We start from the raw sequence: 26,685 nt of genomic DNA, 5'->3' as shown, positions 1-26,685 counted from the left end.
GAGATTACACAATGTCTAACGGGTATTTCGCATTGGTTTTGCACGCTCACCTTCCTTATGTGAGGCATAATGAAGCAAATCGTTTAGAGGAAAGATGGGTTTTTGAGGCACTTACTGAGTCATATATCCCGTTATTATGGGTTCTCGAAGAACAGCCTGAATCCTTATCTTGGACCTTATCATTTTCCCCTCCATTACTTGAACTATTGAATGATCCAGTTATTCAAAAACGCTATTTAGAGCATCTCGATTCCACTATAAAACTCATCAAAAAAGAAAAAAACTTTTCAAAAAACAAACAAGAAAAAGAAGTCATCAGTTTTTACGAAAAACGCTTTAAAAAGATCATGGATACGTATCAGAATCATGACTGCCAGATTATTAAAGCATTCAAATCTTTTATGGATGAAGGAAAAATCACATGTATAACATCCGCTGCAACTCATGCGTTCTTGCCGTATGTTCAGACTGAGCAAGGAGTAAAAGCGCAAATTCTTGCTGGTATAAATACGTATGAGAAATATTTTGGTAGTAAACCAACAGGATTTTGGCTTCCGGAATGTGCGTATTCTCCTGGGGTAGATAAAATATTAGCTGATGCAGGAATCCGCTACACGTTTGTTGATGAACAAACACTACTTAAGAGCAAACCTGTTCCAAGTAAAGGAATAGGAGCACCCGTTTATTCACCGCATGGGGTAGCGTTATTCCCGAGAAATCAGTTTATTTCTGAGACTATTTGGAATTCTTCTGTTGGATATCCGGGTGATTTCGATTACAGGGAGTTTTACCGCGACGTTGCTTATGAACGTGACTTTGATTACATTAAAGGATTTATTCATCCTGACGGGATCAGAGTAGATACCTCGTTAAAATATTGGCGAATTACTGGTGAAACTGAAAATAAAGACTGGTATAACAGAACGTATGCTGAAGAAAAAATAAAGCAGCACTCCAAAGATTTTAATATTCGCATCAAAGACTACTTACATAACAACAAACAATCTTTTCCTCCTCAACTTATTACGGCACCTTTTGACGCAGAACTTTTTGGACACTGGTGGTTTGAAGGACCAGAATTTTTACTGCAATCTATGGAAGTTTCGAATGAACAAAACATTAGCTGGATCACACCACAAGAATTTTTACACAGACATTATCAAGACCTTGAAACCGTTAGACCTTGCTTTTCAACATGGGGAAGGAATGGGACTGGGGAAGTTTGGCTAAACAATGCAAATGCCTGGATGTATCGTCATCTTCATTACTGTGAGAAGAAATTAGTTGAACTAGCTGCCAAGCTTTCAAAAGAAAAAGTGAATATTGTGATCGAACGTTATGCTAACCAAATGGTAAGAGAATGGATGCTTGCTGCAAGTTCTGATTGGGCATTTATTATTGAAGGCAATAGCGCTTCACAATATGCAAAAGATAGATTTCAAGAACACATTGAAAGGTTTCATACATTATATGAGGCTATTCAAAATGGAAGTTATAACGTTAATGAAATCTCAGAATATGAAAATGAATATCCATTTATCATGATGAATTTATGGCATTACTTTAAAAATCAGCATGATTTATATGTGAATATGCAGTATACAAAGGAAAACCAAAAAGGCAAAAAAATACTGATGCTCTCTTGGGAATTTCCGCCGATGGTAGTTGGCGGGCTATCGAGGCATGTATTTGATTTATCACGTAAATTAACAGATTTGGGTCATGAAGTGTATGTGCTGACTTCTGCAGTCGAGGGCTATCCAGACTACGAAATAATTAATGGCGTTCACGTATATAGGCTCAAAGGAAAACAGCCATCCTTTGAATCTTTCTTTCATTGGACCGGCAGCTTGAATTTAGCAATGGCTGATTATGCTGTTGAGCTATCCAAGAAAATTAAGTTTGATTGTATCCATGCCCATGATTGGCTCGTATCCGTTGCAGCGCTAGCGGTAAAAAAAGAATTAGAACTTTCGTTAATTACGACTATACATGCCACTGAACATGGAAGAAACAACGGGATCACTTCACCTCTTCAATATGAGATTAATCAAAAAGAGTGGGAGCTTATGGACGGTTCTGATAGCCTCATTGTCTGCAGTACTTACATGAAAAAAGAACTTACCGATGTCTTTCAAATTCCTGAGGATAAAATTTCGATCTTGCCTAATGGCATAGATCCACAACAGATAATAGCTGAATCAAATGAAAAACTTAATGATGAAAATCGCTCTGATAATGAACTATTGCTATTTTCGGTAGGTAGGCTCGTAAAAGAAAAAGGCTTTCAAACTATTGTTGAAGCTGCAGATATTATTAGAAATAAAGGACTTCAAGTGAGATTTGTAATTGCCGGAAAAGGACCTCTATTTGATGAATTAAATGAAATGGTGAGGAAAAAACAATTAGAAAGTTATGTTCATTTAGCTGGTTTTATCAGTGATGAGGAGAGAAATGTGTGGTTTGCAAAAGCGGATGCGGCTCTTTTTCCAAGTCATTATGAACCTTTTGGAATCGTTGCACTTGAAGGGATGGCTGCAGGAAAATTAACGATTGTCTCAAATACCGGAGGATTAAAAGAAATTATAGAGCATGAGGAAACCGGCTTGAAGGTTTACCCGAACGATCCTCACAGCATTGTTTGGGCAGTAGAATATATGTTCGCTAATCGTGAACATTGCAAAGAAATGGCTCGAAAAGGGGAAGAAACAGCTAGAACCATCTTCAGCTGGGATTCAATTGCAGAAAGAACCGCTGACTTATATAACAAAATTCAAAATAATACAGCAAAAGTAGGAGGAATGGTGTAATGAAAGGTGTAATCATGGCTGGCGGAAAAGGAACACGTTTAAGACCTCTTACATGCAACATGCCAAAACCTATGGTGCCCATGCTTCACAAACCGGTTATGGAATACGGAATTGAGCTGTTAAAAAGGTATGGAATAACTGATATTGCTGTTACAGTTCATTATCTTCCAGATGCCATCAAGAACTATTTTGGCGACGGACGGAATTTTGGTGTTAATCTTCATTATTTCGTTGAAGATTCTCCTCTTGGAACAGCAGGGTCGATTAAAAATGCTGAAGATTTTTTAGATGAACGTTTTATTGTTATTAGCGGAGATGCTTTAACTGATTTTGACCTTGAAAAAGGGATTGATTTTCATGAAGAAAAGGATTCTCTTGTCACAATTTTTATGAAACAAGTAGAATCACCTCTGGAATATGGTGTAATCATGACGAATCAGGAAGGAAAGATCATCCGATTCTTAGAAAAACCTAGCTGGAATGAAGTTTTCAGCGATACAGTGAATACTGGTATATATGTTCTTGAGCCCGAAGTTTTCCAATATATAGAAAAAGATGTACCTGTAGATTTCAGTAAAGATTTATTTCCCTTATTAATGAAGGAAGACAAAAATTTGTTCGGCTATCAAGCAGACGGTTACTGGTCCGATATCGGAAGTCTGCAGCAGTATCGCCAGTCTCACTATGATATGTTAAATGGTCTTGTCAATCTTCCTTTTGCCGGAAAAGAGCATGAACCTGGAATTTGGATTGGTGAGAACGTTTTTATTGAAGAAGGAGCTAAGATTGAGGGTCCTGTAAGTATTGCAGATGGGGCTGTTATTAGAAAGGGAGCTCACGTTGGTAAACTGTCTGTTGTTGGGAAAAACAGCGTTGTGAGTTCTGGCAGCTCATTGAAAAAAACGGTGCTATGGAATGACGTTTTTGTTGGCGATCAATGTGAGCTGAGAGGTGCTACTATTGCGAATGGAACAAAAGTTGAGAAAGATGCCTCGATATTTGAGCATGCAGTAGTAGGGAATCATTGTACGATTGGTAAAAATGCTACTTTAAAACCGGATGTGAAAATATGGCCGGAAAAAGAAATTTTTGAAGAGGCACTTGTTCATACATCGATCGTTTGGGGTAAAAAAGCGACCAAGTCCTTATTTGGATCACGGGGAGTTTCCGGCATAGCGAATGTGGAAATCACTCCTGATTACATCGCGAGGCTTGCATCTGCATACGGAGCGGTTCTTCCATATGGTTCACAGATTCTGATCGCAAGTGATTCACATGATTTTTCTGTAATGATCAAGCAATCTTTTATACAAGGACTTCATTCTTCAGGTGTCCATACACTTGATATCAGCCCGACAGTGGCACCAGTTGTCAGGTTTTCAATTGAGGAAGAACGTTTAGAAGGCGGGGTTTACGTCCGTTTCTCAAACCCTACTGGCGAAAAACAATTAATGATCGAGTTTTATGATAACAAAGGTTTGCCGATTCACTCCGATCTTGAAAGAAAGATTGAAAATGCATACTGGCAGGAAGATTATAGACGGGCATCGTTTGATAGAATAGGAAAAGGTGCGGTACAGGCGAATAAGCATGAGGATTATATTTCTGCACTGCTTGAAGAAATACAGGAAAAAAGAATACAAGAGGCAAAATTCAGGGTAGTCGTGAATTATAATCATCAGCCGTATTTGAATTTTATTCCGAATCTCTATAACCGCCTTAACTGTGAAATTCTTACTGCCCCGTATCAGACAAAGCCTGAAGAAATGGCTTCATTTGTTAGAGTAACTAATGCCAACATAGGTGTTCTGATTGGTGAAGCAGGAGAAACCTTGCGCTTGATTACAGAAACTGGTGAAGTCTTAGACGAAGAAACCATGCTAGCTCTTTACGTTTTCACAGCATTCTCTCAGGGCAAGCAAAAAGAAATGGCTATTCCTGTGTATGGCTCTTCTGCATTAGATTCAATCGCAGAACGGCTAAAAGGGAAGCTGATCCGTACAAAAGCTAACCCAAGGTCCATAATGGAAGTTGGGGAAGGTGTACTAAACTATCAATATGATGCACAATATGCATTTGTTCATATCCTGGAAGTGATGGCGATGCAGCAAATCACACTTTCAGAACTCGTAAAAATGCTGCCTGATGTGCATATGCTAAGAGAATATGTACCATGTCCTAAGGATAAAAAAGGGCGTGTGATGCGAAGGTTAATGGAAGATATTAGGGACAACAATGTAGAATTGCTCGATGGAATCAAGGTATTTCATCCAGAAGGCGGCTGGACATTAATTTTACCTGATGTGGAACAACCTGTTTTTACGGTTTATTCTCAAAACACGAACCCTGAACAAGCAAAACAGGCTGCATCACAGTACATCGAAAAAATCCAGCTGTATCAGCAGGTGTAACGTATGCCAAGACATTTAGCTTTAGGCAACGGAAATTTACTGATCAACTTAGACGAGTTTTTGCAGATTAGAGACATATATTTTCCCTATGTTGGTCAGCAAAATCATGTGCAGGGACATGTAAACCGTTTGGGAGCCAGTATCAATGGCTCCTTTTCTTGGCTTTCTTCTAAAGAATGGGTGATAGAACCTGGTTACCGCAGCGATTCTTTAGTCACTCAGTCATATGCAAGGAATAAAAAAGAAGGTGTGTGCCTAAAGATTGAAGATGCTGTACATCAAAGAGAAAACATGTTTATGAGGAGAATAAGTATTATCAATGAAACAGATGAAGAAAAGAAGATTAAGCTTTTCTTTCATCAGGATCTTTCTATTTACGAAACCGAAGTTGGCGATACCGCCTATTACGATCCTCATAAGTCAGTCATTATCCATTATAAAAAGAATCGATATTTTTTGTTCCATGCTTCTTTTGAAGGAAAAGGAATGGATCAATACACGACAGGTATAAAACGATTTTTAAGCGCAGAAGGGACATGGAAAGATGCTGAAGACGGCCATTTGCATGTGAATCCAATTGCTCAAGGATCGGTAGACAGTACATTCTGCGTCACTGGAGTCATACCACCGAATGAAACGAGAGAAGCATTTTATTCATCAACAGTTGGGAAAAGCAGGGAAGAGGTTTTTTCTCTTTTTGATTATCTGATGGAGATAGGTCCATCCTTAACCCTGGACAAAATCGATGTTTATTGGCGGAGGTGGGTTAATAAAACGAAGATTGATCCATGCAACCTTTCAGACGAACTGCTGGACCTATACAACCGGAGTCTGCTTATTATACGTACGCAAACGAATGAGAATGGTTATATCATCGCAGCAAATGATTCAGATATACAGCAATATAACCGAGATCATTACAGTTATATGTGGCCAAGAGATGGAGCATTAATAGCTGCTGCTGTAGCGAAAGCGGGATTTCATGGCATGGTTAAAAATTTTTATCGAAGATGTGCTGATGTTCTAACGAAAGAAGGGTACTTGCATCATAAATATAATCCAGACGGTTCAATTGGATCATCCTGGCACCCTATGATTGATAAAGATGGAGCAAGCCAGCTGCCTATCCAAGAAGATGAAACAGCACTCGTTTTGTGGGCCTTCTGGGAGCACTATAAAGAAACCGGTGATATTGAATTTGCTCAATCTCTTTATCGCTCTCTTGTCAGACCAAGTGCTAGATTTTTGCTCCAATACATGCATAGCGAACTTGATCTTCCTTTTCAATCTTATGATCTTTGGGAGGAAAGGAGAGGAATATTTACATTCACAGCGAGCAGTGTGTATGGGGGATTGATGGCTGCATATTCATTTGCTACGCTGTTTGGTGAAGACGATCGGGCAGAACGATATAAAAAAGGTGCTGAACGCATCAAAGCAGGCATGGAAAAACACCTATATGATGAAGGTGCGGGCAGATTCATCAGAGGCATCTATTTATTAGATAATAACGCTTATAAAAAAGATTTTACGATGGAATCAAGCATGTATGCCCTATTTGCCTTTGGCGTATTTTCAGCAGATGATGAAAGAGTCATCCGCACGATGCATCAGATGGAAGAAGATTTAAGTATAAAAACAAGTGTCGGTGGAATAGCAAGGTACACAAATGATTACTATTTTCAGCAAACACATGAAGTTGCAAGGGTACCAGGCAACCCGTGGCTGATTTGTACACTTTGGGTAGCAAAATGGTACATTCAAAAGGCAAAAACAGTACATGATCTAGAACGGCCGCACGAAATTTTGCGCTGGATTCAAGAGCATAGTTTTTCAACCGGTGTATTGCCAGAACAGCTACACCCCTTTACAGGTGAAGCATTATCAGTAGCTCCTTTAACATGGTCACATGCTACTTTTGTCGATGTTTTAAAAGAATATACGACCGTATATCAGAAACTTTCACAAAACTCTCTTGCCCGTTAGATAAGAATTTGTTATCATGTTAAAGTATGGTTTAATAGAGAATAATGACTGTTAGTAACCATTAATATGTACTTTGGTAAAGATGTGGAGGGAAACAACAATGCGTGTAAACATTACTTTAGCTTGTACTGAGACTGGTGATCGTAACTACATCACTACTAAAAACAAGCGTACAAATCCAGACCGTTTAGAGCTTAAAAAATACAGCCCGCGTTTAAAGAAATACACAGTTCACCGTGAAACTAAGTAATTTCACTTAAGAACGCCTGACTCCCATGAGAATGAGGAATCAGGCGTTTTTTCGTACATAAAAATAAATCAGTGGTAATGATTGGGGAGCGGATAGAATGAAAATTGGGATTTTAGGCGGTTTGACTCCACAGGCTACAATAGAGTACTACAAGCTGATTATCAGCAAATATCAAATGGTAATTGACTCCGCTACTTTTCCTGAAATGGTTATTGAAAGCGTAGATGTGAGTAAAGTACATCATTTAACAATGGGAAAGAAATTTCAGCAGCTTATTCAATATTTATCTGAATCCATGAATAATCTTATGAAAGCTGGTTCTGATGTCATCCTAATTGCTTCTAATACTCCTCATCTCTTTTATGAAGATATTACAAGGAATGTTGGTGTTCCTGTGATCAGTATATTAGATGCGACCTATAACGAAGTAATAAAAAGCAAAAAGAACCGCATAGGTCTATTAGGTACAATTCCAACTATGCAGAGCGATCTATACAAGAAACCATTTAAAAACACTGAAATCCAAATCTTTGGTCCTGAAATAACTCAGCAAGATTTCCTGCAGGAGAAGATTTTTAAACAATTTTCCAGAGGTATATTTATTGAAGAGGATATAATGGCTGTGGGGAACATGATTCATCAGTTAAAAAGTCAATATAATATAAATGGATTGATTTTAGGGTGTACTGAACTACCAATCTTTTTAAAACAAGAGGACTGGGATGATATTACTTTATTCAATACTACAGCAATTCACGTAGACAGCTTAATTCGTTTTTTGAAAATGTTATAAACGTAAACATTGTTGCATTCCTTGCGATATGGTTGGCACGCTAATGTAGTTATTAGCGTTTTTTTTTGTCTCTTACAAGACACATGCTATGATTAAGGCATAATTCAATTCATAAGAGGTGCTGCAAATGACGAAGGCAGAATGGCGAAAAAAGATAAAGAATGAGTTGCTCTCTATGGAAGCAAAAGATCGGAAAGCGATGAGCGAAAAAATAGCTGAACAATTATTTGAAACAAAACTATGGCAAAATTCAAACTGTATCGGAATCACTGTTTCAAGAAAATTTGAACTAGACACGACTTTTATTATAAAAAAAGCTTGGGAGGAAGGGAAAAGAATTTGTGTGCCAAAATGCTATTCGGCTAATAAAAAAATGGAATTTAGAGAACTGAGTTCCTTTGATGATTTAGAGAATGTGTATATGGATCTCTATGAACCAATAATCGAAAAAACGAAGGATATTCCTAAAGAAAATATCGACTTGCTTATCGTGCCCGGGCTGGTCTTTGACAAAAAAGGATACAGGATTGGTTACGGAGGCGGCTATTATGATCGTTTCTTACAGGACTATCAAGGGTCAACATTATCTATTGCATACTCATTTCAGACAGCAGAACAACTGCCTTTTGAAGAATTTGATGTTCCAGTAGAACAAATCATTACTGAAGAAGGACGCCATATTTAAAATGGAAGCTATCTTTTTTGCAGGGATCGCTCTGCTCTGTATGGTCTCCTTTATTTTTAAGCTGCTTACACTTCGGGGAAGTTTAGCAGCATTTTTAACAGGTGCTCTAACTTTTTATTCTTTTCAATGGCAGGGTCTAGTCATTTTAGCAATATTTTTTCTAACATCATCCCTTTTAACCAAGTGGAAAAGAGAAGTAAAAGAAGATTTTAACGCTGAACCTTTAGAAGACAAAAAGGGGAGGACAGCCGGTCAAGTGTTTGCAAATGGAGGTACATCCATGCTTGCTGCAACAGGTGCTATTTTAATCCCAGATCCAGTTTGGCTAATAATGTTTGCTGGTGCATTTGCAACCGCTACAGCAGATACGTGGGCCTCTGAGATAGGGGTACTGTCAAAAACAAAACCCTTTCACTTAAAGGAATGGAGAAAAGTTGAAGCAGGACTTTCAGGAGCTGTTACACGATTAGGGACGATCGCTGCGGTTATAGGAGCTGCAGCAATTGGGGCAAGTTATTATTTCCTATATGATACGTCAACTTTTATGGCAAGTGGGATTATCATTTTTGCAGGTTTTTTTGGAAACATTGCAGATACCCTTTTTGGAGCGTGGTTTGAACAGAAGTTTTATTGTCAAATTTGTAAAACAGAGACTGAGAGTAAGTGGCATTGCAAAACGAAAACAACGAGAATATTCGGTTTGCCATGGGCAACAAATAATCTGGTTAACTTTAGTTCTACAATCATTGGCGCGTTAATAGCTGGAGGATTATACATATGGACAGTCAAGTAATGTGTGCAGGTATAGTTTTGGCTGGCGGTGAATCCCGGCGGTTTGGAAGTCCCAAAGCATTAGCTGAGTGGAATAACAGAACATTTATAGATTATTCTATTGAATCATTAGCGCCGCATGCGGATAAGATCTTAATTATTACGCGTGAGGAATTATTGACACCTTTAACTAAAAACAGCTCAATGCTCATACGTATTCTTGAAGATGTACCCCGCTATAAAGGAAAAGGACCGTTAGCAGGAATTTATACCGGAATGATCAGCCAAAAAGCAGATTACTATCTTATCACTCCGTGCGACATGCCATTGATGAGCAGCAGTATGTACGGAAAATGGCTTGCCGCTGCACGAGAGGGAGAGTATGATTGTGTCATTCCTGTATTAAATGGCAAAATATATCCGTTAAACGGAGTATATAAAAAAACATGTTTACCTGATATTACTTCCTGTTTACAAGACAATATCTATAAAGTATTAAAACTCCTCCAAAGAAAAAACACCAAGTATATAGAAGTAAATGAAGAGGAAATACATTTTTTTAAAAATGTAAATACAACAAATGAGTTAAACGGGATCATTGAGGGGGAAGACAATGAATCGGTATGAAAAACAAGAGTTTTTTCGTCCAATTGGTAAAGAGGGACAAACTGTTTTACAAACAAAAACAGCCGTGATTGCAGGGGTTGGAGCTCTTGGCTCAGCTTTAGCTCATCAGCTGACACGTGCAGGCATAGGACGTTTAATATTGATAGACCGTGATGTTGTAGAAAAATCGAATTTACAGCGACAGACTCTTTTTATTGAAAAAGATTCAAAAGATATGATTCCGAAAGTTATTGCAGCTAAAGAACGATTGAACGCTATAAATTCTTCTGTAAATATTGAAACACATTTTAAACAAATTACAGGTCATAACGCAGAAACGCTGCTGAAAGATGCAGATGTGGTTTTGGACGGAACTGACAATTTTGAAACGCGGTACATTTTGAACGATGTCTGCATGAAGAATAACATTCCATATGTATATGGAGGGGTCGCAGGATCTACAGGCACTGTGGCTGTATTTCTTCGAGATAAGACTTGTTGTCTTCGCTGTTTATTAGGAGGACGGATGTCAGGGGAAACTTGCGATGCAAATGGTGTAATCATGCCAGCCGTTGAAATAACTGCATCCTATCAGACAGTTGAAACGCTTAAAATTCTTATAGACAAATCAAACCTAATCACTCCAACGGTGTTAACTTTTGATGTCTGGAACAGAATGAATATGGAAACGAAACTGCCTCTTTCTAAAGCGGATTGTCCCGTTTGCATCCATCATCTGTACCCGGCTCTTCAAAAAGATTTTTTGGAAGCAGTCGTTTTATGCGGAAGAAAGACTGTGCAATTATCAACGAATAGAATATTTAACCTTAAACAGTTAGAAACTGAACTTGCAATGCATCATCCTGTTTTAACTCCCTTTTTACTAAGAGTTTCGGTAAATGGATTAGATGTTGCTGTTTTTAAAGATGGACGAATCCATGTGAAAGGAACAGAAGACACAAAAATTGCCCAAGAAATGTATGATGAATATTTTGCAAGACTTGTTTACGAATAAAAAAGCCTTCAATCACAGAAAGTATAAGCAAGGAGGTTTTTTTATGAAAGGATTTATGATTAAAGGATTTCTGTTATTCCTTGCTGTAATGCTCGGTTATAGAATGCGTTATCGTCTTATCAACATGACTCTCGGACAACCTTTTATTAGACGTTTTGTAGTAGGAAGTGCTATGTCTTTCCCAGGATTGCGTTCAAAAATGATGGATGAACTGATCTAATATGAACGTTTTAAATAGCAAAGCTTTCTTTTTTGATCTGGATAATACGTTATTTGACTATGAAGCCTCCTTTAAGCAGGCTTCTTTATTTGCCTTTAAATCAATTTTTCATCCTTTTTTGAAGAAGCCAGTAAATGCTGATAAATGGTTTGAAGCTTACAAAATCTATTGTGATCTGTATTGGCCAGCTTATGAGGATAAAACGTTAACACGTGAGCAATATCAAAGAAACAGGCTTGTTTCTTCATTAATATCACTAAATATCCAATCGATTGATATGAATCAAATTGATTATTTCCGAAAACTTTGTGAAGAGATAATCCCTTCATTTGTCATACCTTATCCTTGGATCAAAGAAATTATTGATTTATTATACAAGCGAGGGTTTGTGGCAGGGATCATTTCAAATGGAGGGTCCGAACTGCAAAGAAAGAAGCTCAGTATGCTTGGGCTAAGCTTTTCAGAAAACAACATTTTTATTTCCTCAGAACTTTCTTTCGCCAAACCTAGTCTTGAGATATTTGAATATGTGAAAAGCAGAATACACGCGGCAAGTTTTTATTATATTGGCGACTCATTCAGTTTTGATATCCACCCAGCTGTAACAGCCGGGTGGACAGGGATATGGTGGAATCCTTCAAAACAAATGTTAGCACAAACAAATCCACTCATATATAACTGCTGTTCTGCAAATGAATTAAAAAATGTATTTAAGAAATGTATTGAATGAGCTGTATGTTCTCTCCAGTTGCGGTTTGAAATAAAACAAATAAGTGAGTTTTATCTTTGCTTAATAAAATATAAGGCATGCTGCTTCCTAGGGGACTGATCTTTTGGCCAGTTTTTGTTGTGATGTTTATAAAATAATTTTTATAAAGTCCTTCCCATAGTTTCCCGATAATCTCCTGGCTTTTAAGCTGGTTAAATCCGGGCAGTGTTTTTTCGTTATAGCCTGTTAATGACTGAAGTGAAATAACGTGGTAATTGTTTCGGTTTATCTGATAATAATCCAAAAGCTGAGCTAAAGTATTTTGAAGGTATTTATTTGTCTCTTGATCTAACATGTTTTTTAAACGCCGTTCTGATGCAGAATTAGGTTTTTTAAACCCGGTAAATGTGTTATTTGGTTTAACCGTATAGAGATAGTCACTGCTCATTCTTTGAACCGAACGATATTTTTCCTCATTAATATGAATTTCACCCTGATGATATGAGATGCCCTCCCATAACCCAGGGGTTTTCCCGTGTATATCTTTCTCCAGATCAATTGATTTTGCATTTGTTTTCCACTCGGTCATTTTGTTAGCTAGTTTTCCGTTTTCATAGATCATGGCGATGTCTTGTCTTAAATAAACACTTTCCGAGGATTTTGACTCAACGTCCCATTCCAATTCATAGTTTGAAGCAGTTCCCTTTTTAAATTTTATGGATGTTATTGCATCTGTAAAAGAGAAAGAACTGTCTATCGGAAAAAACGTAATACTTTCACGAGCCTCTTTTTTGACAAACGGCTGGTAGATGATACCTATTACAAGTATAATTATCAGCATAAATATTGAAATTTTCCACTTCATTACCTGTGCCTCCTCTAGGACAAACTAGTTCCTAAATTGTATGCGCTATCACTTAAATTAGAAGATGGAAAATTAAAATATCAAATTGTAAAGTTTGAATATAAGGAGGAGAAAGAAGATGGAAATAAAAACGAATGAAATTGTAAGATTTATTAAAGAATTAGTACATATCCCAAGTCCTTCTGGAAATACAGAAGCTGCCATTCAGTACATGAGAGAGTTCTTTGAAGAAAATGAAGTGCCTTTTAAAATCACAAACAAAGGAGCATTGCTTGCTACAATTAAAGGAGAAGATGATACTAAACACCGATTATTAACAGCTCATGTTGATACACTTGGTGCGATGGTAAAAGAAATTAAAAGTGATGGCCGCTTAAAATTAGATAAAATCGGCGGATATTATTGGAACACGGTTGAAGGGGAATATTGTACGATTCACACTTCAAAGGGGGAACGTTTCTCGGGGACAGTGTTGATGCATCAGACCTCAGCGCATGTATATAAAGGGATGGATGACTTGAAGAGGGATGAAAAAAACATAGAAGTAAGAGTTGATCAAGAGTTTCATTCCAAAAAGGATGCTGAGGAAGCGGGGGTTTCTGTTGGTGATTTCGTTTCGTTTAATCCGCGTTTTGATGAAACAGGAAGCGGTTTTGTAAAGTCCAGGCATCTTGATGACAAGGCTAGCGTAGCTATTTTGATGCATCTTGTTAAACAAATTCAGAAATCATCAATAAAATTACCTTTTACGACACATTTCTTGATCAGTAATAATGAAGAGATTGGTTTTGGAGGCAATTCCAATATACCAGAACAGACTGTCGAATATTTAGCAGTAGACATGGGTGCAATCGGTGATGGACAAACAACTGATGAGTTTACTGTAAGCATTTGTGCGAAGGATTCTGGAGGACCTTATCACTTTGGATTACGAAAGCATTTAGTTGAATTAGCTGAGAAGAACGGAATTGACTATAAAGTAGATATTTACCCTTTCTATGGTTCAGATGCTACTGCGGCTATTAGAGCGGGAGCTGATGTCGTTCATGGTTTAATCGGACCTGGGATCGATGCTTCACATGCTTATGAGCGGACACATGTTAAATCATTGGAACACACAGCTAATCTTATAAAGTCTTATTTGCAATCACACATTGTATAGACGAAATAAAATCCCAGCCATCGGCTGGGATTTTATTGATAGAAGGTATGAAAAGATTTGAGAAAGTAAAGGATGATAGGCAGAGGAGTGATGAAAATGTCATATCTGCCAAAAAAACAGCCTCTTTCACACGATTTTGACATAAACGTTCAATATATGAAGAAACAACTAGGTGTTGATATTAGTTTTGACTGCATCCATTTGGACTTAGAATATGCAGGCCGAAGAATGGCGCTTTTCATGGTGGATGGATTTGTGAAAGATGATATTCTTCACTATTTAATGAAGCTTTTAGCAGATCTTAAACCCGATCAGTTAGATCCCGATCCGCTTTTGAGATTAATGAAAACGTATATCCCATATGTTGAGATTTCTAAATCTGATGATCTTAATCAGGGGATAGATTGGGTTTTGAGCGGACCGACTGTTCTTATTGTTGAAGGCGTAGCTGAAATCATTCAGATAGATGCCAGAACATACCCTGTCCGTGGTCCAGAAGAGCCTGATGTTGAACGAGTAGTAAGAGGAGCAAGAGATGGCTTTGTTGAGACGATTATATTTAATACTGCACTAACAAGAAGAAGGGTACGTGACCGGTCTTTACGAATGGAATATTTGAGCATCGGAAGGCGCTCCAAAACAGATATCTGTATTTCCTACATCGAGGACATAGCTGATCCGCATATCGTGGGACGAATTAAAGACTCCCTAAAAATGATTGATACGGATGGACTTCCAATGGGAGAAAAAACAGTAGAGGAATTTATTTGCGGAAGGCATTTTAATCCATATCCATTAGTGAGGTATACAGAACGTCCCGATACTGCAGCTGTTCATCTATTTGAAGGTCATGTTCTCGTTTTTGTAGACGGGTCACCATCAGTTCTTATAACTCCAACTACATTTTGGCATCATCTTCAGCATGCAGAAGAATACAGGCAAAAACCAATCGTAGGTGCGTATTTAAGATTTGTCCGATTTCTTGCGGTATGGATTTCCATTTTTCTGCTGCCGCTTTGGTATTTATTCTCGGTTCAACAAGAATTGCTCCCGATAAATCTCAGTTTTATTGGTCCTGAGGAAATAGGCGTTGTTCCACTTTTTTTACAGTTTATAATAATCGAACTTGGCATGGACATGCTTCGAATGGCTACCATTCATACACCTACATCTGTATCCACAGGATTAGGACTTGTATCAGCAATCGTAATCGGTCAAGTTGCGATCGAGGTTGGTCTGTTTGTAAATGAAGTCGTATTGTATATTTCAGTAGCGGCAATAGGCACTTTTGCTACACCAACTTATGAACTTAGTCTTGCTAACAGATTATTAAGGCTTTCATTATTGGCACTTACTGCTTTATTAGGAGTGCCAGGTTATATGGCTGGGTTTACGTTAGCCATTTTATTTTTTGTTTCTTTTAAATCTTTTCATATCCCATATTTATGGCCGTTTATACCTTTTAACTATAAAGCGATCAGAGATGTGATATTTAGAATTCCTATGCCTTTGAAAAACAGAAGACCTGTTGTCCTGCACCCTAAGGATCCAGATCGTTAATACAAAAAACAGCTAGAGAAAAAAAGAGGGCACTGAAAAAGTACCTAAATAAAATGTTGAATGCGGGAATCTCCGCTCCAGGGTACATGCTTTCCGCGGGGCAGGCGGTGAGCCCCCTGCCGCTACACGCCTTTAGGGGTCTCACCTGTCCCACTCGTCCCGCAGGACAAGGAAGGCTTCGGCAGCTTTGCCTCGCACGAAGAAAATGTGAATTTAATTTTCGAGGAGTCAGTACCCTTCCGCTACAATCCTTACATGTTTGTATGCAAAAAAAAAGGATCAAACCATCTCTTATCGAGGTGGTTTGATTCTTTTTTCTGTTCAACCGGTTTTTCAGTGCCCTCAGAAAAAACTGACTATTTTTTGTGATAATATTGTGCAAAGGCTTGCATTCGGTCCCGTAATTTTTGTTATAATGACGTAGGTGATAGATTATGAAAACAATGTATGATGTGCTGCAGTTATTAAAAAGGTTTGGAACCATTATATACACAGGAAATCCAGCTGCAGATTTAGAATTAATACAAGAAGAAGTTCGAGAGCTTTACAACCAAAAACTTATTGATGTAAACGAATACAAAACAGCGATTCTTATTATTCGTTCAGCAAACAATAAATTACAATAGAGGATGAAGAGAAATGGAAAAATGGCTAGTTGGAGTAGACTTAGGCGGGACAACAATAAAAGTAGCGTTTATCACACTTGATGGTCATATCGTCGAGAAATGGGAGATTCCTACAAACATATCTGAAGACGGCAAACATATTGTCAGTGACATTGCTCAATCCATAGATGCAAAATTAGATCAGCTTTCTGAAAAACGCGAAAAGCTCGCTGCGATTGGTATGGGGGCACCAGGATTTATAGATATGAAGACAGGATTTATTTATCATGCTGTTAATATTGGGTGGCGAGATTATGCATTAAAAGATGAGCTTGAAAAAGCTACAGGTCTTTCGGTTACGATAGACAATGATGCAAATATTGCAGCGATAGGTGAGATGTGGCGCGGTGCAGGAGATGGTGAAGGAAATCTGCTGATGGTAACACTAGGAACTGGTGTTGGAGGCGGAATTATTGTGAATGGACATATCATGCATGGCACTAATGGGATGGCAGGCGAGATTGGGCATATTACATCCATTCCAGAAGGCGGAGCACCTTGTAATTGTGGAAAGTCAGGCTGTATTGAGACAATTGCATCTGCTACAGGAATAGCTAGAATCGCGAAAGAAAAAGCAGCAGATGATTCATCTTCATCTCTTAATGAAATTTTAAAAAATAATGGTGAACTAAAAGCAAAAGATGTAGCTGAAGCAGCTGAGAATGGCGATCAGGTGGCAATTGATACGCTAGACGCAGTAGCTTTCCATTTAGGACTTGTAATCGCAAATCTTTCCAACAGTATTAATCCAGGAAAAATTGTTATTGGCGGAGGCGTTTCAAAAGCTGGCCACATACTTATGTCCAGACTTGAAAAAGAATTTAAACGTTTTGCACTTCCTCGGGTAGCAGAAGGAGCAGCGCTTACTGTAGCAACTTTAGGCAATGACGCTGGTGTGATCGGCGGGGCATGGATGGCAAAACATAACATATAAATACTATATAAAAATAGAGAGCCACATGAAGTGGTTCTTTATTTTTTTGAAACTTTTTCGGCATAGGTTCGTCTAATTGTTTATGGATTAAAAAAAAGGGTAAAACTAATATAGTTTTGTTGTCCTATTTGTCAGAATCTTGAAATAGTGCGTTAGGGTATTGAATTCTTGTGCAAAACCATATATTATACTCTTTATGTAATCCTTTAGTTAAGGTTTTGTAAATGGTGATTTACATTCCCGATGGATACAGTGGATACGGTAGAGTATAAAAAATTACATTTAAATTTAACTGCACAAGTTCTTTTTGATTGAGGAGGTCAGAGAACATTATGAAAGAAAAAATGAAACAAGCTTTTGCTGATTATAAGTTCTTCTTTATCGCAATTGCTTTATTATGGGTTAAAACGTATATCGTGTATAAAACAGCATTTGAATTGCCAATGGACAACAAAATTCAGGAACTGATCCTATTTATTAATCCGATCAGTTCGGTCATCTTATTCTTAGGTATTACCCTTTATTTTAAAGGTAAAGCACATAGAAGAATGATTATTGCCGTTAGTGCAATCATGAGTTTTGTTATGTATGCAAACATGGTATTTTACAGATTCTTTAACGACTTTATTACCATTCCAGTATTGTTTCAAACAAGCAACATGGGTGATTTAGGTAACAGTGTTTTTGAATTGATTCAGCCTACAGATGTTTTAGTATTTGTTGACATCGTAATTTTGGCTTACTTTATGAGACGTGCTGATTACCGTCCTGCTCGTGCGTCACGCAAACAGATTACACTGACTTATGCAGCAGCGATTGTATTCTTTATCGTTAACGTTGGAATTGCTGAAACAGAGCGTCCACAGTTATTAACACGTACTTTTGACCGTGAGATGCTGATTAAGAATATTGGTTCATACAACTACCATATTTACGATTCAATCATTCAGTCTAAAGCGAAAGCTCAGCGTGCATTCGCAGATGGCAGCGAAATTACGGATATTGAAAACTATACACGTGCCAATTATAAAGAACCGAACCCTGAAATGTTTGGTAAAGCGAAAGGCAAAAATGTTTTCGTTATTTCCGTAGAATCAACACAAAACTTTGTTATTAATGAATCAGTAAACGGAAAAGAAATCACGCCGTTTATGAATGACTTGATTAAGGACAGCTATTACTTCCCGAACTTCTATCACCAAACAGGGCAAGGGAAAACATCAGATTCAGAGTTCTTGTTAGATAACTCACTATATCCGCTTCCAAGTGGAGCAGTGTTCTTTACACATTCACAAAATCAATACAATGCGACGCCAGAGATCTTGAAAGAGCAAGGCTATTACTCTTCAGTACAGCATGCTAACAACAAGAGTTTCTGGAACCGTGATATCATGTATGATAATTTCGGTTATGACCGTTATTACTCATTGAAAGATTTTGAAGTTACACCTGAAAATTCAATCGGATGGGGATTAAAGGATAAAGATTTCTTTAAACAGTCTATCCCTCACCTGAAAGAAATGCAGGCAATGAATAAGCCATTCTATACAAAGTATATTACTTTAACGAATCACTTCCCTTTCACATTGGAAGAAGAAGATGAAACGATTCCTGAATGGACTTCAAATGACGGAACAGTTAACAGATACTTTACAACTGTACGTTATACGGATGAAGCACTAAAAGAGTTCTTTGCTGATGTAAAAGCAGCTGGATTATATGAAGACTCTATCTTCATCATGTATGGTGACCATTATGGTATTTCTGAAAATCACAATGATGCAATGGGTCAATTCTTAGGAAAAGAAATTACGCCATTTGAATCAACTCAGTTACAGAAAGTACCATTGATCATTCATATGCCAGGTGAAAAAGGTAAGCAGATGGATACAGTCGGCGGACAAATCGACTTAAAACCAACAATCTTGCATTTGCTAGGAATTGACACTAAAGGTGACATTCAATTAGGATCAGACCTTTTCTCAAAAGACCGGGAAGATTTCGCAGTACTTCGTGATAACTCTTATATTACGAAAGATAATGTCTTTACAGATGGTAAGTGTTACGACAAAGCAACTGGGAAGCCAGTTGAAGGCGAAGAAAATGCATGTGAACCTTATGCTGAACGTGCAAAAACGGAGCTGGATATGTCAGACCGAATTATCTACGGTGACTTGCTGCGCTTTTATGATAAAGACAAAGCAAAACAAGATAAATAGTATGAGAAAGCACTTAGCTTCGGCTAAGTGCTTTTTTTTGCATATATGAGCGCAGCAATCATACATCTTTAAGAGAACGTTTTTAGGGAGGGCTTTGATTGGAAATTCTAGTTAGGAACGGGGACTCGCTTTGGTACTATTCCAGACTCTTGTCTATCCCTTACAATTTAATTAAAGATTCAAATCCCAATGTGCATTCTGGAAATATTGAAGCAGGAAGAAAAGTTCATATACCTGGAATCGCTGTTCAGCGCTATAAAATAAAAAATGGTGACACATTCTTTAAAATTGCTGAGGAAAAAGATATACCGATTGATGCGCTTTACTTATTCAATCCCGAAGTCCATCCTAAGAAAATATTTGTGAAAGATGAAATTAAAATTCCTTATGTCCTTCCGTTTCCTTGTATTCAAGGAAAACGAAAATATGACAGCCAAGTGCTAAAGAAGGACATTGATCAATTAATGCAAACTTATCCTTTTATCAAAAAACAAACCATCGGACATTCCGTACAGGGAAAGCCAATCGAAATGCTTATAGTTGGGAAGGGAAAGAAGAAAGTGCACATTAACGGTTCATTTCATGGGAATGAATGGATCACAACAGCTATCCTTATGAAGTTTATTAATGAGTATGCTCGAGCCTTAACAAGTGAAGCTTCCATGAATGACGTCTCTTCACTCGATCTATACAAGAATACCACTTTGCTTGCCGTACCAATGGTTGATCCCGATGGTGTGGACCTCGTTTTACATGGTCCACCAGAGGATGCAGAATTAAAAGATTTTGTATTAAATTTAAACAAAGGAAGAAAAGACTTTTCATCATGGAAAGCCAATATTAGAGGTGTGGATTTAAATAACCAGTTTCCTGCAAGATGGGAACTGGAACAGCCAAGGAAACCAAAAAAGCCTGCACCTAGAGATTATCCTGGAAAAGCACCTTTATCGGAACCAGAAGCAATTGCCATGGTTCAGGCTGCACAAAAATATGATTTTGACAGGGTAGTTGCTCTTCATACGCAAGGAAAGGAGCTTTATTGGGGATTTGAAGGGGAAGAACCTATGCCGATCTCCCAGCATATTGCAGAGGAATTTGAACGGGTCAGCGGTTATAAAGCCATCAGGTATGTTGACAGCTATGCAGGATATAAAGACTGGTTTATTCAGGAGTTTAGAAGACCAGGCTTTACTATTGAACTTGGTATCGGAGTTAACCCATTGCCATTAGGACAGTTTGATAAAATTTATGAAGACACACGAGGTATCCTGATTGCCAGCTTGTATATGTAAGTTTATATAGAAAAACCATCAGAATAATAATTCTGATGGTTTTTCGGATTTTAATGGCCTGTTGAACCGCCGCTGCCAACTAATACGTCAAGTACAGTCATGACTGTAAACCAGCCAAATACAGCAAACGTTAAGAACGCGAAGCCTGCTGCCATTAAGTTTTTAATTTTTAACGAACGTAATAGTCCTAATGCAGCTAGAATAGCTACTAAGCCGAATATAATGGCTAATCCCATTATTCTGTGCCCCCTTGCTTTGGAGTGATACCAATCCTATGTATAACGCTTTCACACAGGTACAACCTTGTATTATTTTACTTGTTTTATCCCTGTTTGTCGAGTGAACATTTATAACAATATGAATTCAGGCTTAACCTGATAGGATGCTGCCCATTTCAGAATAAGCAGTTTATTATGCTGGCTAAAAAAATAAATTGCCTCCGTTTCTTTTTCAACGGCAATTAATTCTTCTTCTGCTTGTAGAAGAAACATTTCTATTTGCTTCTGATCTCCTTCCTTAACAGAAAATGCACAAATCATATCAAGATATAAATAACATTTCCCACTTTCAGAAAAGAATCCATAATCCTCAAAAAGAAGAGAAGTTTTAAAGGGCTTTATTAAAAGTAAAGGAATCGCTTCATTTGAATCAGCTATACAATTATCTGTAATGATGAAGTCATCATCCCGGTCCAGTACAGGAAAACTTTCTAAATTGTTTTCAAAACCATAATAGACATTCATGTATTTCCTCCGTATATATGACTATTTTAGTGTAAGATAGAAAGAAAGAACTTGCAATTGGAACTGGAGGCATAAAATATGAGATGGAAGAAACTCACTGTAGGACCTGTTCAAGAAAATACATATATTCTTTATGATTCAAATAATGAAGCAATAATTATAGACCCTGGCAGTGAAAGTTTAAAAATTATTCAAAATATTGAATCTCAAAAGTTAAAACCGCTGGCTGTTTTGCTGACACATGCTCACTTTGATCACATAGGTGCAGTAGATCCAGTTCGCGAAAAATACCAGCTGCCACTATATATTCATAAAAAAGAACAAGATTGGCTCACTAATACAAAAAAGAACGGATCAATGCATTTCGGACAAAATATCACAGCTAAGCCTGCGAGTCACTTATTAACGGATAATGACAAAAGCTTAAAGATTGGCTCATTTTCTTTTGAGGTATTGTCTACTCCTGGACATTCACCGGGAAGTGTTTCCTATTATTTGAAGGGTGCAGGAGCTGTATTTTCCGGGGATGCACTATTTGCCGGAAGCATTGGGAGAACCGATCTTTATGGAGGCAGCCAGGATACATTGCTAAAGAGTATTCATGAGAAGTTATTACAGCTGCCAGAAGAAACTGTTGTACTATCTGGCCATGGTCCTGAGACGACAATTGGAATGGAAATGGATTCAAATCCTTTCTTAGGCGGTTTTTAAAGTTGAGTCTAAAAGATGTTATAAAAAGATATTTGGAGCAGAACCAATGGATGACGATGGAGCAATTTATGGAACTGGCTCTCTATCATCCGGAATACGGTTATTACATGAGTGAACAGAAGAAGATTGGAAAAAACGGTGATTTTTATACGTCCAGTTCAGTATCAGATGTGTTCGGAAAAGTTTGGGCTGATGTTTTTGCAAAAACCATTCATGAACACAAATTAGATCCTATCGTAGTTGAGTTTGGAGCAGGAACAGGCCGATTCGCGAAACAAGTTTTATCCGGCTGGAAAGATAACGATAATGGGCAGCAAATATCTTATATCATCGTTGAAAAAAGCCCTTATCACCGTCAGCTTCTCCAAAATGAATTAACAGGATCCTCTGTGAACATTTTTTGTTCATTTGAAGAACTGAAAGAATCTTATCCGGATTTTAAAGGCATTATTTTTGCAAATGAAGTACTAGATGCGTTTCCATTACGGATTTTTCAAAAACAAAAAAATGACTGGTTTGAGAAAGTAGTTATTCTTGATGAAGATAAAGATGAGATTCGTTTTAATTATATAAAAGCATTTGATCATTCTTTACTGTTAGATAAACTATTTGCATCAAGGAGAAGTGATTTTGAGCTTGAAGTGTCGTTTCAGATGATGAATTGGCTGAATGATCTATATGAATGGACTGCCGAGAAAAGTATCTATTTCTTTGTTGATTACGGCTATAGAGGCGAAGAATGGAATAGAGAAGCTTTAAAAGAAGGCAGTATACGCGGATATCATAAGCATAAAATTGAAAATAACACTCTTTCTTATCCTGGTAAAATGGATATAACTTATCATGTAAACTGGGATCAAGTTGAAAATGCTGCTAAAAAACAAGATGTTGAAACCATACATTTTAGCATGCAAGGTGAATTTCTCTTGAAAGAGGGGATGTTATCACTTTTAAATGATGCCAAGGGTACAGACCCTTTCTCTGCTGAACATAAAAGGAACAGGGCGATCAGGTCATTCCTTTTAGATAGTACGCTTGCTAACGGCTTTCAAGTTATGAAGCAACAAAAAAAACGGACCGTTTTATAACGGTCCGTTTTTCATAAGCTGATATGAACTTTTTTAATATTAATGGCCTCCGCCAGCTCCAGGAGTCATCATAAATGTTGACCAGTATGTAAATCCGACAAAGAAAACTGTTAAATAAGCACCAAAGATATAAATATACATACGTTCAGATAAGTTCAAATAACCTAATGAAACGAACATAATCGTTTGTCCTAAGAACAATAACGCCATGTCCTGCATATCGCCAAGATAAGCCATGACACCAATGATCCCTGTCCAAAAGCCCAAAACCTTATACATTCTTGACATATGTATCCCTCCTTTTTTCGCCAATACTTGTATCCTTTAGTATTATATATGAGTTTCCACTCTCTTGTAAATGACAATTGTAAGCGGATAAAAAGACAATTCAAATATAATTACTCGAAGTAGGTTAATTTTGGTTTATTATGCCTCTTTTAAAGGTAATGTAAACCAAAAGGAGTGAAGTCATATGAATTCAATTACGTTTTACACATATCCCAGCTGCACTTCATGTCGCAAAGCGAAAATGTGGCTTAAACAAAATAAAGTATCATTCGAAGAAAGACACTTATTTAAAGAAACCCCTTCAGTAGAAGAACTCAGAGAATTATTAAAGCTGACTAAAGCGGGAACTGAAGATATTCTGGCTAAAAGAAGCCAGTCCTTTAAATCGCTTGATGTAGATGTTTATGAACTATCTACAAACGAATTGCTTGAACTTTTAACAAAGAACCCTAAGCTGCTTAAACGTCCGCTCGTAACTGATGGAGAACAGCTGATTGCGGGATATAGCCCTGGCGATATGAAAAAATTATGCCATAAAAAAGAAAAAGAACACATTTCAAGTCATGTGTCCTGATTGATGCACTCTTAAAATCTTAAGAGTGTTATTTTTTTGGCTGGGCTAGCTGGATTCGAACCAACGCATGACGGAGTCAAAGTCCGTTGCCTTACCGCTTGGCTATAGCCCAATGCAACAATAATAGTATGAGCCGTGTCGAAATTTATATGCGCAATTTCTAAAAAAATGGCAGGAATTTTAATTTGTGTGAAGTATTTTTATAACACGAAACAAAAAGGAGGTCGATAATGCTTGCCAATAAAAATTTTAGGCATTTCTATTTTGCATGATGCTGTAACACAAAATGCATCTGACATTCATTTCATCCCATTAAAAAAAGGAGGAATAGTACAATTTCGTATTGATGAAAGATTGCTCGAATACAGATCTCTTAATTTCGAAGAGTACGTACGTGTCATTTCTCATTTCAAGTATTCAGCCAGAATGGATATTGGTGAACACCGTAAACCTCAAAGCGGTGCTATGGATGTGCTTATAGATAATATTAACGTACATCTTCGACTTTCTTCCATTCCTTCTGCATTTAATGAATCTCTCGTAATCCGCATCCTTCCTCAGCAAGAATCCTTTTCAATTAATGAATTATCTCTCTTCCCACATGCACTTCAAAAACTCATTTTTCTCATTAAACGTTCAAGCGGTTTGTTATTATTTACTGGCCCTACTGGTTCAGGCAAAACGACAATGCTATATTCTTTGCTGCAATACCTCCAGCACCACTACAAGCGCCAGATAGTTACTTTAGAAGATCCTGTTGAGCGAAAGGTAGATACATTTCTCCAAATGGAAATTAATGAAAAAGCTGGTGTGACTTATGGTGAAGGTTTTAAATCTTTATTGCGCCACGATCCAGATGTCATCATGATAGGGGAGATTCGTGATGAAGCTGCAGCCCGGCTAGTTATTCGTGCGTCTTTAACAGGGCATTTAGTACTCTCGACGATGCATGCCTCTGATTGTCTAGGCTGTTTAGAGCGTCTAAGGGAATTTGGAATCCGTGAAGCAGAATTGAAACAGACATTAATGGGAGTGGTTTCTCAGAGACTGATTTCAAAGCCTTGCCGTTTTTGCGGTGATAACTGCAGCGACTTTTGCTTTAAATCACGGACGTTCAGAAGAGCAGGGATTTATGAAATCCTAAGCAATCACGATTTGGAAACCGCTTTTAAGCAAGACATTTCCGTCCCTCCGTTTTATAAAAGTCTCCCTTATTACTTTAATCACGCATATGCAGCAGGGTTTGTAACGAAAGAAAGTTATGAAAGGTGGATGGGGGGGCAGGGAAATGTTCAAGAAGAAGTGGAAAAGGGCGTCTCAAGGAAAATTCCTTTATAAACTTGGACTTTTATTAAATCAAGGCTACTCGATCAATAAAAGCATAGAGCTTTTAAGATCGCAGTTTTCTGATAAAGAACAGCATTTAATAGATGAATTATTAGAGAGATTGTCAGCAGGTAATTCTGTGCTAGATGTTTTCTCAAAATTAAATTTACCGGATGAAGTAACTAGTTCATTATCCATAAACAGCGTTAACGGAAATTTAACTGATAGTTTGATGGAAAATGGTGCTTTTATGAAAAAAAAAGCCGAATGGCGAGATAGATTAAATAAAGCGGTTAGATATCCTTTATTTTTGTTATTTCTTACAGTATGGATCGGAATCCTTTTTTACTATTTCTTATTTCCTCAATTTTCTCTTCTGTTTTCTTCACTGGAAGTTAAGACACCCGCGTTCACCTCAATAATGCTGTCTTTTCTATCTTTGTTTCCTTACCTCCTAATTGCTGCTTTACTAATTGTCCTGCTTGGATGGATTGCTGTTTATTTTGTAAAAAGAAACACAAGTTATTCTGATCAGATGAGTTTATTAATATCGATACCCCTTTTAAAGAAATTTCTTTTGCTTATGAACTCACACTATTTCAGCATTAACTTTGGTTCGATGCTAAAAAGCGGTTTGCCGGTAACAGATGCATTAATGGTGATGGAAAAACATATGAAAAAAGGGTTTTTTCAAGAAGAGAGCATAAGGCTGCAAAAAGGTTTGATTGATGGAAAAACATTGCCTGAGCTATTGCTTCATAAACCTTTTTATGCAAAAGAAATGACTGAGATTATTCGTTTCGGACAAGCACATGGGGCACTAGGTTCTGAATTAATACAATATGGAGAGTGGATATTTATAGAATTGGAGGAGAAAATTCTTTCTAATATGCAAAAAATACAGCCTATCCTTTTTGCTTTAATTGGTGGTTTTGTCCTGCTTATGTTTGCTTCTATGCTCTTGCCGATGTTTCAACTAATGGATGCCTTATAGGGAGGGAA

The 26,685-nt window shown here is 37.5% G+C and carries 26 protein-coding genes and 1 tRNA gene; 22 read left to right on the top strand and 5 right to left on the bottom strand.

The window, feature by feature from the left end; all coding sequences use genetic code 11:
- Positions 1–11: 11 nt before the first annotated feature.
- The 11 genes from ACFQ4X_RS09720 (at position 12) to ACFQ4X_RS09670 (ending at position 12,277) form a co-directional block, all read left to right on the top strand.
- The gene (locus ACFQ4X_RS09720; RefSeq protein ID WP_379834753.1) at positions 12–2,810 is read left to right on the top strand and encodes a 1,4-alpha-glucan branching protein domain-containing protein; all 2,799 of its coding nucleotides are present in this window, start codon (positions 12–14) and stop codon (positions 2,808–2,810) included.
- Positions 2,810–5,221: a sugar phosphate nucleotidyltransferase gene (locus tag ACFQ4X_RS09715; protein WP_379834751.1), complete on the top strand. Its 2,412-nt coding sequence runs from the start codon at positions 2,810–2,812 to the stop codon at positions 5,219–5,221. The genes ACFQ4X_RS09720 and ACFQ4X_RS09715 overlap by 1 nt, the downstream gene beginning before the upstream one ends.
- A gap of 3 nt (positions 5,222–5,224) precedes the next feature.
- Positions 5,225–7,207, top strand: a complete 1,983-nt coding sequence (locus tag ACFQ4X_RS09710; RefSeq protein ID WP_379834749.1) for a glycoside hydrolase family 15 protein — start codon at positions 5,225–5,227, stop codon at positions 7,205–7,207.
- A gap of 100 nt (positions 7,208–7,307) precedes the next feature.
- A complete protein-coding gene (rpmG, locus tag ACFQ4X_RS09705) occupies positions 7,308–7,457 on the top strand; it encodes a 50S ribosomal protein L33 (RefSeq protein WP_066242361.1) in 150 nt (49 codons plus the stop codon).
- A 97-nt stretch (positions 7,458–7,554) separates the two neighbouring features.
- Positions 7,555–8,250 carry an aspartate/glutamate racemase family protein gene (locus ACFQ4X_RS09700; protein ID WP_379834747.1) on the top strand — a complete coding sequence of 232 codons (696 nt, stop codon included), beginning with the start codon at positions 7,555–7,557 and terminating at the stop codon, positions 8,248–8,250.
- Positions 8,251–8,377: 127 nt separating this feature from the next.
- Positions 8,378–8,935 carry a 5-formyltetrahydrofolate cyclo-ligase gene (locus tag ACFQ4X_RS09695; RefSeq protein WP_379834745.1) on the top strand — a complete coding sequence of 186 codons (558 nt, stop codon included), beginning with the start codon at positions 8,378–8,380 and terminating at the stop codon, positions 8,933–8,935.
- A gap of 1 nt (position 8,936) precedes the next feature.
- Positions 8,937–9,728 carry a DUF92 domain-containing protein gene (locus ACFQ4X_RS09690; protein WP_379834743.1) on the top strand — a complete coding sequence of 264 codons (792 nt, stop codon included), beginning with the start codon at positions 8,937–8,939 and terminating at the stop codon, positions 9,726–9,728.
- The gene (locus ACFQ4X_RS09685; RefSeq protein ID WP_379834741.1) at positions 9,713–10,333 is read left to right on the top strand and encodes a molybdenum cofactor guanylyltransferase; all 621 of its coding nucleotides are present in this window, start codon (positions 9,713–9,715) and stop codon (positions 10,331–10,333) included. Before ACFQ4X_RS09690 ends, ACFQ4X_RS09685 begins: the two co-directional genes overlap by 16 nt.
- Entirely contained in the window at positions 10,320–11,327 is a 1,008-nt protein-coding gene (locus ACFQ4X_RS09680) for a ThiF family adenylyltransferase (protein WP_379834739.1), read from the top strand. The genes ACFQ4X_RS09685 and ACFQ4X_RS09680 overlap by 14 nt, the downstream gene beginning before the upstream one ends.
- Positions 11,328–11,370: 43 nt before the next feature.
- Complete coding sequence (locus ACFQ4X_RS09675; RefSeq protein ID WP_379834737.1) at positions 11,371–11,547, top strand: hypothetical protein; 177 nt, start codon at positions 11,371–11,373, stop codon at positions 11,545–11,547.
- Position 11,548: 1 nt separating this feature from the next.
- Positions 11,549–12,277, top strand: coding sequence for an HAD family hydrolase (locus tag ACFQ4X_RS09670; RefSeq protein ID WP_379834735.1), 729 nt, complete (start codon positions 11,549–11,551; stop codon positions 12,275–12,277).
- Here the strand turns inward: ACFQ4X_RS09670 and ACFQ4X_RS09665 are convergent.
- Positions 12,258–13,121 (bottom strand): hypothetical protein, encoded by an 864-nt coding sequence (locus ACFQ4X_RS09665; protein WP_379834733.1) that lies wholly within the window; start codon positions 13,119–13,121, stop codon positions 12,258–12,260. The genes ACFQ4X_RS09670 and ACFQ4X_RS09665 overlap by 20 nt on opposite strands.
- Positions 13,122–13,239: 118 nt before the next feature.
- Between ACFQ4X_RS09665 and ACFQ4X_RS09660 the strand changes: the two genes are divergently transcribed.
- The 6 genes from ACFQ4X_RS09660 to ACFQ4X_RS09635 all read left to right on the top strand — a co-directional run bounded on the left by ACFQ4X_RS09660 (position 13,240) and on the right by ACFQ4X_RS09635 (position 20,953).
- Positions 13,240–14,283, top strand: coding sequence for a M42 family metallopeptidase (locus ACFQ4X_RS09660; protein WP_379834731.1), 1,044 nt, complete (start codon positions 13,240–13,242; stop codon positions 14,281–14,283).
- A 96-nt stretch (positions 14,284–14,379) separates the two neighbouring features.
- Complete coding sequence (locus tag ACFQ4X_RS09655; protein WP_379834729.1) at positions 14,380–15,843, top strand: spore germination protein; 1,464 nt, start codon at positions 14,380–14,382, stop codon at positions 15,841–15,843.
- Positions 15,844–16,277: 434 nt separating this feature from the next.
- On the top strand, positions 16,278–16,469 hold the full coding sequence (locus tag ACFQ4X_RS09650) for a YqgQ family protein (RefSeq protein WP_379834727.1): 192 nt from the start codon (positions 16,278–16,280) through the stop codon (positions 16,467–16,469).
- 13 nt (positions 16,470–16,482) lie between these two features.
- On the top strand, positions 16,483–17,442 hold the full coding sequence (locus ACFQ4X_RS09645; protein WP_379834725.1) for an ROK family glucokinase: 960 nt from the start codon (positions 16,483–16,485) through the stop codon (positions 17,440–17,442).
- 332 nt (positions 17,443–17,774) lie between these two features.
- Positions 17,775–19,661 carry an LTA synthase family protein gene (locus ACFQ4X_RS09640; protein ID WP_379834723.1) on the top strand — a complete coding sequence of 629 codons (1,887 nt, stop codon included), beginning with the start codon at positions 17,775–17,777 and terminating at the stop codon, positions 19,659–19,661.
- A gap of 98 nt (positions 19,662–19,759) precedes the next feature.
- Positions 19,760–20,953 (top strand): M14 family metallopeptidase, encoded by a 1,194-nt coding sequence (locus ACFQ4X_RS09635; RefSeq protein WP_379834721.1) that lies wholly within the window; start codon positions 19,760–19,762, stop codon positions 20,951–20,953.
- Positions 20,954–21,003: 50 nt separating this feature from the next.
- Here ACFQ4X_RS09635 and ACFQ4X_RS09630 read toward each other — a convergent pair whose 3' ends face one another.
- Complete coding sequence (locus tag ACFQ4X_RS09630) at positions 21,004–21,189, bottom strand: DUF2759 domain-containing protein (protein ID WP_066242324.1); 186 nt, start codon at positions 21,187–21,189, stop codon at positions 21,004–21,006.
- Positions 21,190–21,300: 111 nt separating this feature from the next.
- Positions 21,301–21,696 carry a hypothetical protein gene (locus ACFQ4X_RS09625; RefSeq protein ID WP_379834719.1) on the bottom strand — a complete coding sequence of 132 codons (396 nt, stop codon included), beginning with the start codon at positions 21,694–21,696 and terminating at the stop codon, positions 21,301–21,303.
- Positions 21,697–21,774: 78 nt separating this feature from the next.
- Between ACFQ4X_RS09625 and ACFQ4X_RS09620 the strand changes: the two genes are divergently transcribed.
- Together ACFQ4X_RS09620 and ACFQ4X_RS09615 are read left to right on the top strand one after the other, a co-directional pair.
- Positions 21,775–22,407, top strand: a complete 633-nt coding sequence (locus ACFQ4X_RS09620; RefSeq protein ID WP_379834717.1) for an MBL fold metallo-hydrolase — start codon at positions 21,775–21,777, stop codon at positions 22,405–22,407.
- A 2-nt stretch (positions 22,408–22,409) separates the two neighbouring features.
- The gene (locus tag ACFQ4X_RS09615) at positions 22,410–23,495 is read left to right on the top strand and encodes an SAM-dependent methyltransferase (RefSeq protein ID WP_379834715.1); all 1,086 of its coding nucleotides are present in this window, start codon (positions 22,410–22,412) and stop codon (positions 23,493–23,495) included.
- A 39-nt stretch (positions 23,496–23,534) separates the two neighbouring features.
- On the opposite strand, the gene ACFQ4X_RS09610 is transcribed toward ACFQ4X_RS09615, so the two are convergent.
- Positions 23,535–23,783 (bottom strand): DUF2626 domain-containing protein, encoded by a 249-nt coding sequence (locus ACFQ4X_RS09610; protein WP_066242314.1) that lies wholly within the window; start codon positions 23,781–23,783, stop codon positions 23,535–23,537.
- Between the two features lie 184 nt (positions 23,784–23,967).
- Here ACFQ4X_RS09610 and ACFQ4X_RS09605 point away from each other — a divergent pair, with 184 nt between their 5' ends.
- Positions 23,968–24,357: a Spx/MgsR family RNA polymerase-binding regulatory protein gene (locus ACFQ4X_RS09605; RefSeq protein ID WP_379834713.1), complete on the top strand. Its 390-nt coding sequence runs from the start codon at positions 23,968–23,970 to the stop codon at positions 24,355–24,357.
- Positions 24,358–24,394: 37 nt separating this feature from the next.
- Here ACFQ4X_RS09605 and ACFQ4X_RS09600 read toward each other — a convergent pair.
- A tRNA-Gln gene (locus ACFQ4X_RS09600) sits at positions 24,395–24,469 on the bottom strand.
- A gap of 122 nt (positions 24,470–24,591) precedes the next feature.
- Between ACFQ4X_RS09600 and comGA the strand changes: the two genes are divergently transcribed.
- Both comGA and comGB read left to right on the top strand, forming a co-directional pair.
- Positions 24,592–25,695 (top strand): competence type IV pilus ATPase ComGA, encoded by a 1,104-nt coding sequence (gene comGA, locus ACFQ4X_RS09595; RefSeq protein ID WP_379834711.1) that lies wholly within the window; start codon positions 24,592–24,594, stop codon positions 25,693–25,695.
- Positions 25,646–26,677 carry a competence type IV pilus assembly protein ComGB gene (gene comGB / locus ACFQ4X_RS09590; RefSeq protein WP_379834709.1) on the top strand — a complete coding sequence of 344 codons (1,032 nt, stop codon included), beginning with the start codon at positions 25,646–25,648 and terminating at the stop codon, positions 26,675–26,677. Before comGA ends, comGB begins: the two co-directional genes overlap by 50 nt.
- The last annotated feature ends 8 nt before the right edge of the window (positions 26,678–26,685 follow it).

It is taken from the genome of Fictibacillus halophilus, assembly GCF_042680145.1.
In the GTDB taxonomy this organism is placed as follows: domain Bacteria; phylum Bacillota; class Bacilli; order Bacillales; family Fictibacillaceae; genus Fictibacillus; species Fictibacillus halophilus_A.
The sequence above is the reverse complement of the archived record's forward strand: the minus strand, read 5'-3'. Positions and strand labels throughout refer to the sequence as shown.

Coding starts and splice junctions, on each gene's coding strand:
- ACFQ4X_RS09680 (WP_379834739.1), top strand. CDS start 10,320: ATGAATCGGTATGAAAAACAAGAGTTTTTTCGTCCAATTGGTAAAGAG.
- rpmG (WP_066242361.1), top strand. CDS start 7,308: ATGCGTGTAAACATTACTTTAGCTTGTACTGAGACTGGTGATCGTAAC.
- ACFQ4X_RS09605 (WP_379834713.1), top strand. CDS start 23,968: ATGAATTCAATTACGTTTTACACATATCCCAGCTGCACTTCATGTCGC.
- ACFQ4X_RS09670 (WP_379834735.1), top strand. CDS start 11,549: ATGAACGTTTTAAATAGCAAAGCTTTCTTTTTTGATCTGGATAATACG.
- ACFQ4X_RS09715 (WP_379834751.1), top strand. CDS start 2,810: ATGAAAGGTGTAATCATGGCTGGCGGAAAAGGAACACGTTTAAGACCT.
- ACFQ4X_RS09650 (WP_379834727.1), top strand. CDS start 16,278: ATGAAAACAATGTATGATGTGCTGCAGTTATTAAAAAGGTTTGGAACC.
- ACFQ4X_RS09710 (WP_379834749.1), top strand. CDS start 5,225: ATGCCAAGACATTTAGCTTTAGGCAACGGAAATTTACTGATCAACTTA.
- ACFQ4X_RS09645 (WP_379834725.1), top strand. CDS start 16,483: ATGGAAAAATGGCTAGTTGGAGTAGACTTAGGCGGGACAACAATAAAA.
- ACFQ4X_RS09655 (WP_379834729.1), top strand. CDS start 14,380: ATGTCATATCTGCCAAAAAAACAGCCTCTTTCACACGATTTTGACATA.
- ACFQ4X_RS09700 (WP_379834747.1), top strand. CDS start 7,555: ATGAAAATTGGGATTTTAGGCGGTTTGACTCCACAGGCTACAATAGAG.
- ACFQ4X_RS09720 (WP_379834753.1), top strand. CDS start 12: ATGTCTAACGGGTATTTCGCATTGGTTTTGCACGCTCACCTTCCTTAT.
- ACFQ4X_RS09685 (WP_379834741.1), top strand. CDS start 9,713: ATGGACAGTCAAGTAATGTGTGCAGGTATAGTTTTGGCTGGCGGTGAA.
- ACFQ4X_RS09695 (WP_379834745.1), top strand. CDS start 8,378: ATGACGAAGGCAGAATGGCGAAAAAAGATAAAGAATGAGTTGCTCTCT.
- ACFQ4X_RS09610 (WP_066242314.1), bottom strand. CDS start 23,783: ATGTCAAGAATGTATAAGGTTTTGGGCTTTTGGACAGGGATCATTGGT.
- ACFQ4X_RS09690 (WP_379834743.1), top strand. CDS start 8,937: ATGGAAGCTATCTTTTTTGCAGGGATCGCTCTGCTCTGTATGGTCTCC.
- ACFQ4X_RS09665 (WP_379834733.1), bottom strand. CDS start 13,121: ATGAAGTGGAAAATTTCAATATTTATGCTGATAATTATACTTGTAATA.
- ACFQ4X_RS09625 (WP_379834719.1), bottom strand. CDS start 21,696: ATGAATGTCTATTATGGTTTTGAAAACAATTTAGAAAGTTTTCCTGTA.
- ACFQ4X_RS09660 (WP_379834731.1), top strand. CDS start 13,240: ATGGAAATAAAAACGAATGAAATTGTAAGATTTATTAAAGAATTAGTA.
- comGB (WP_379834709.1), top strand. CDS start 25,646: ATGTTCAAGAAGAAGTGGAAAAGGGCGTCTCAAGGAAAATTCCTTTAT.
- ACFQ4X_RS09675 (WP_379834737.1), top strand. CDS start 11,371: ATGAAAGGATTTATGATTAAAGGATTTCTGTTATTCCTTGCTGTAATG.
- ACFQ4X_RS09640 (WP_379834723.1), top strand. CDS start 17,775: ATGAAAGAAAAAATGAAACAAGCTTTTGCTGATTATAAGTTCTTCTTT.
- ACFQ4X_RS09620 (WP_379834717.1), top strand. CDS start 21,775: ATGAGATGGAAGAAACTCACTGTAGGACCTGTTCAAGAAAATACATAT.
- ACFQ4X_RS09630 (WP_066242324.1), bottom strand. CDS start 21,189: ATGGGATTAGCCATTATATTCGGCTTAGTAGCTATTCTAGCTGCATTA.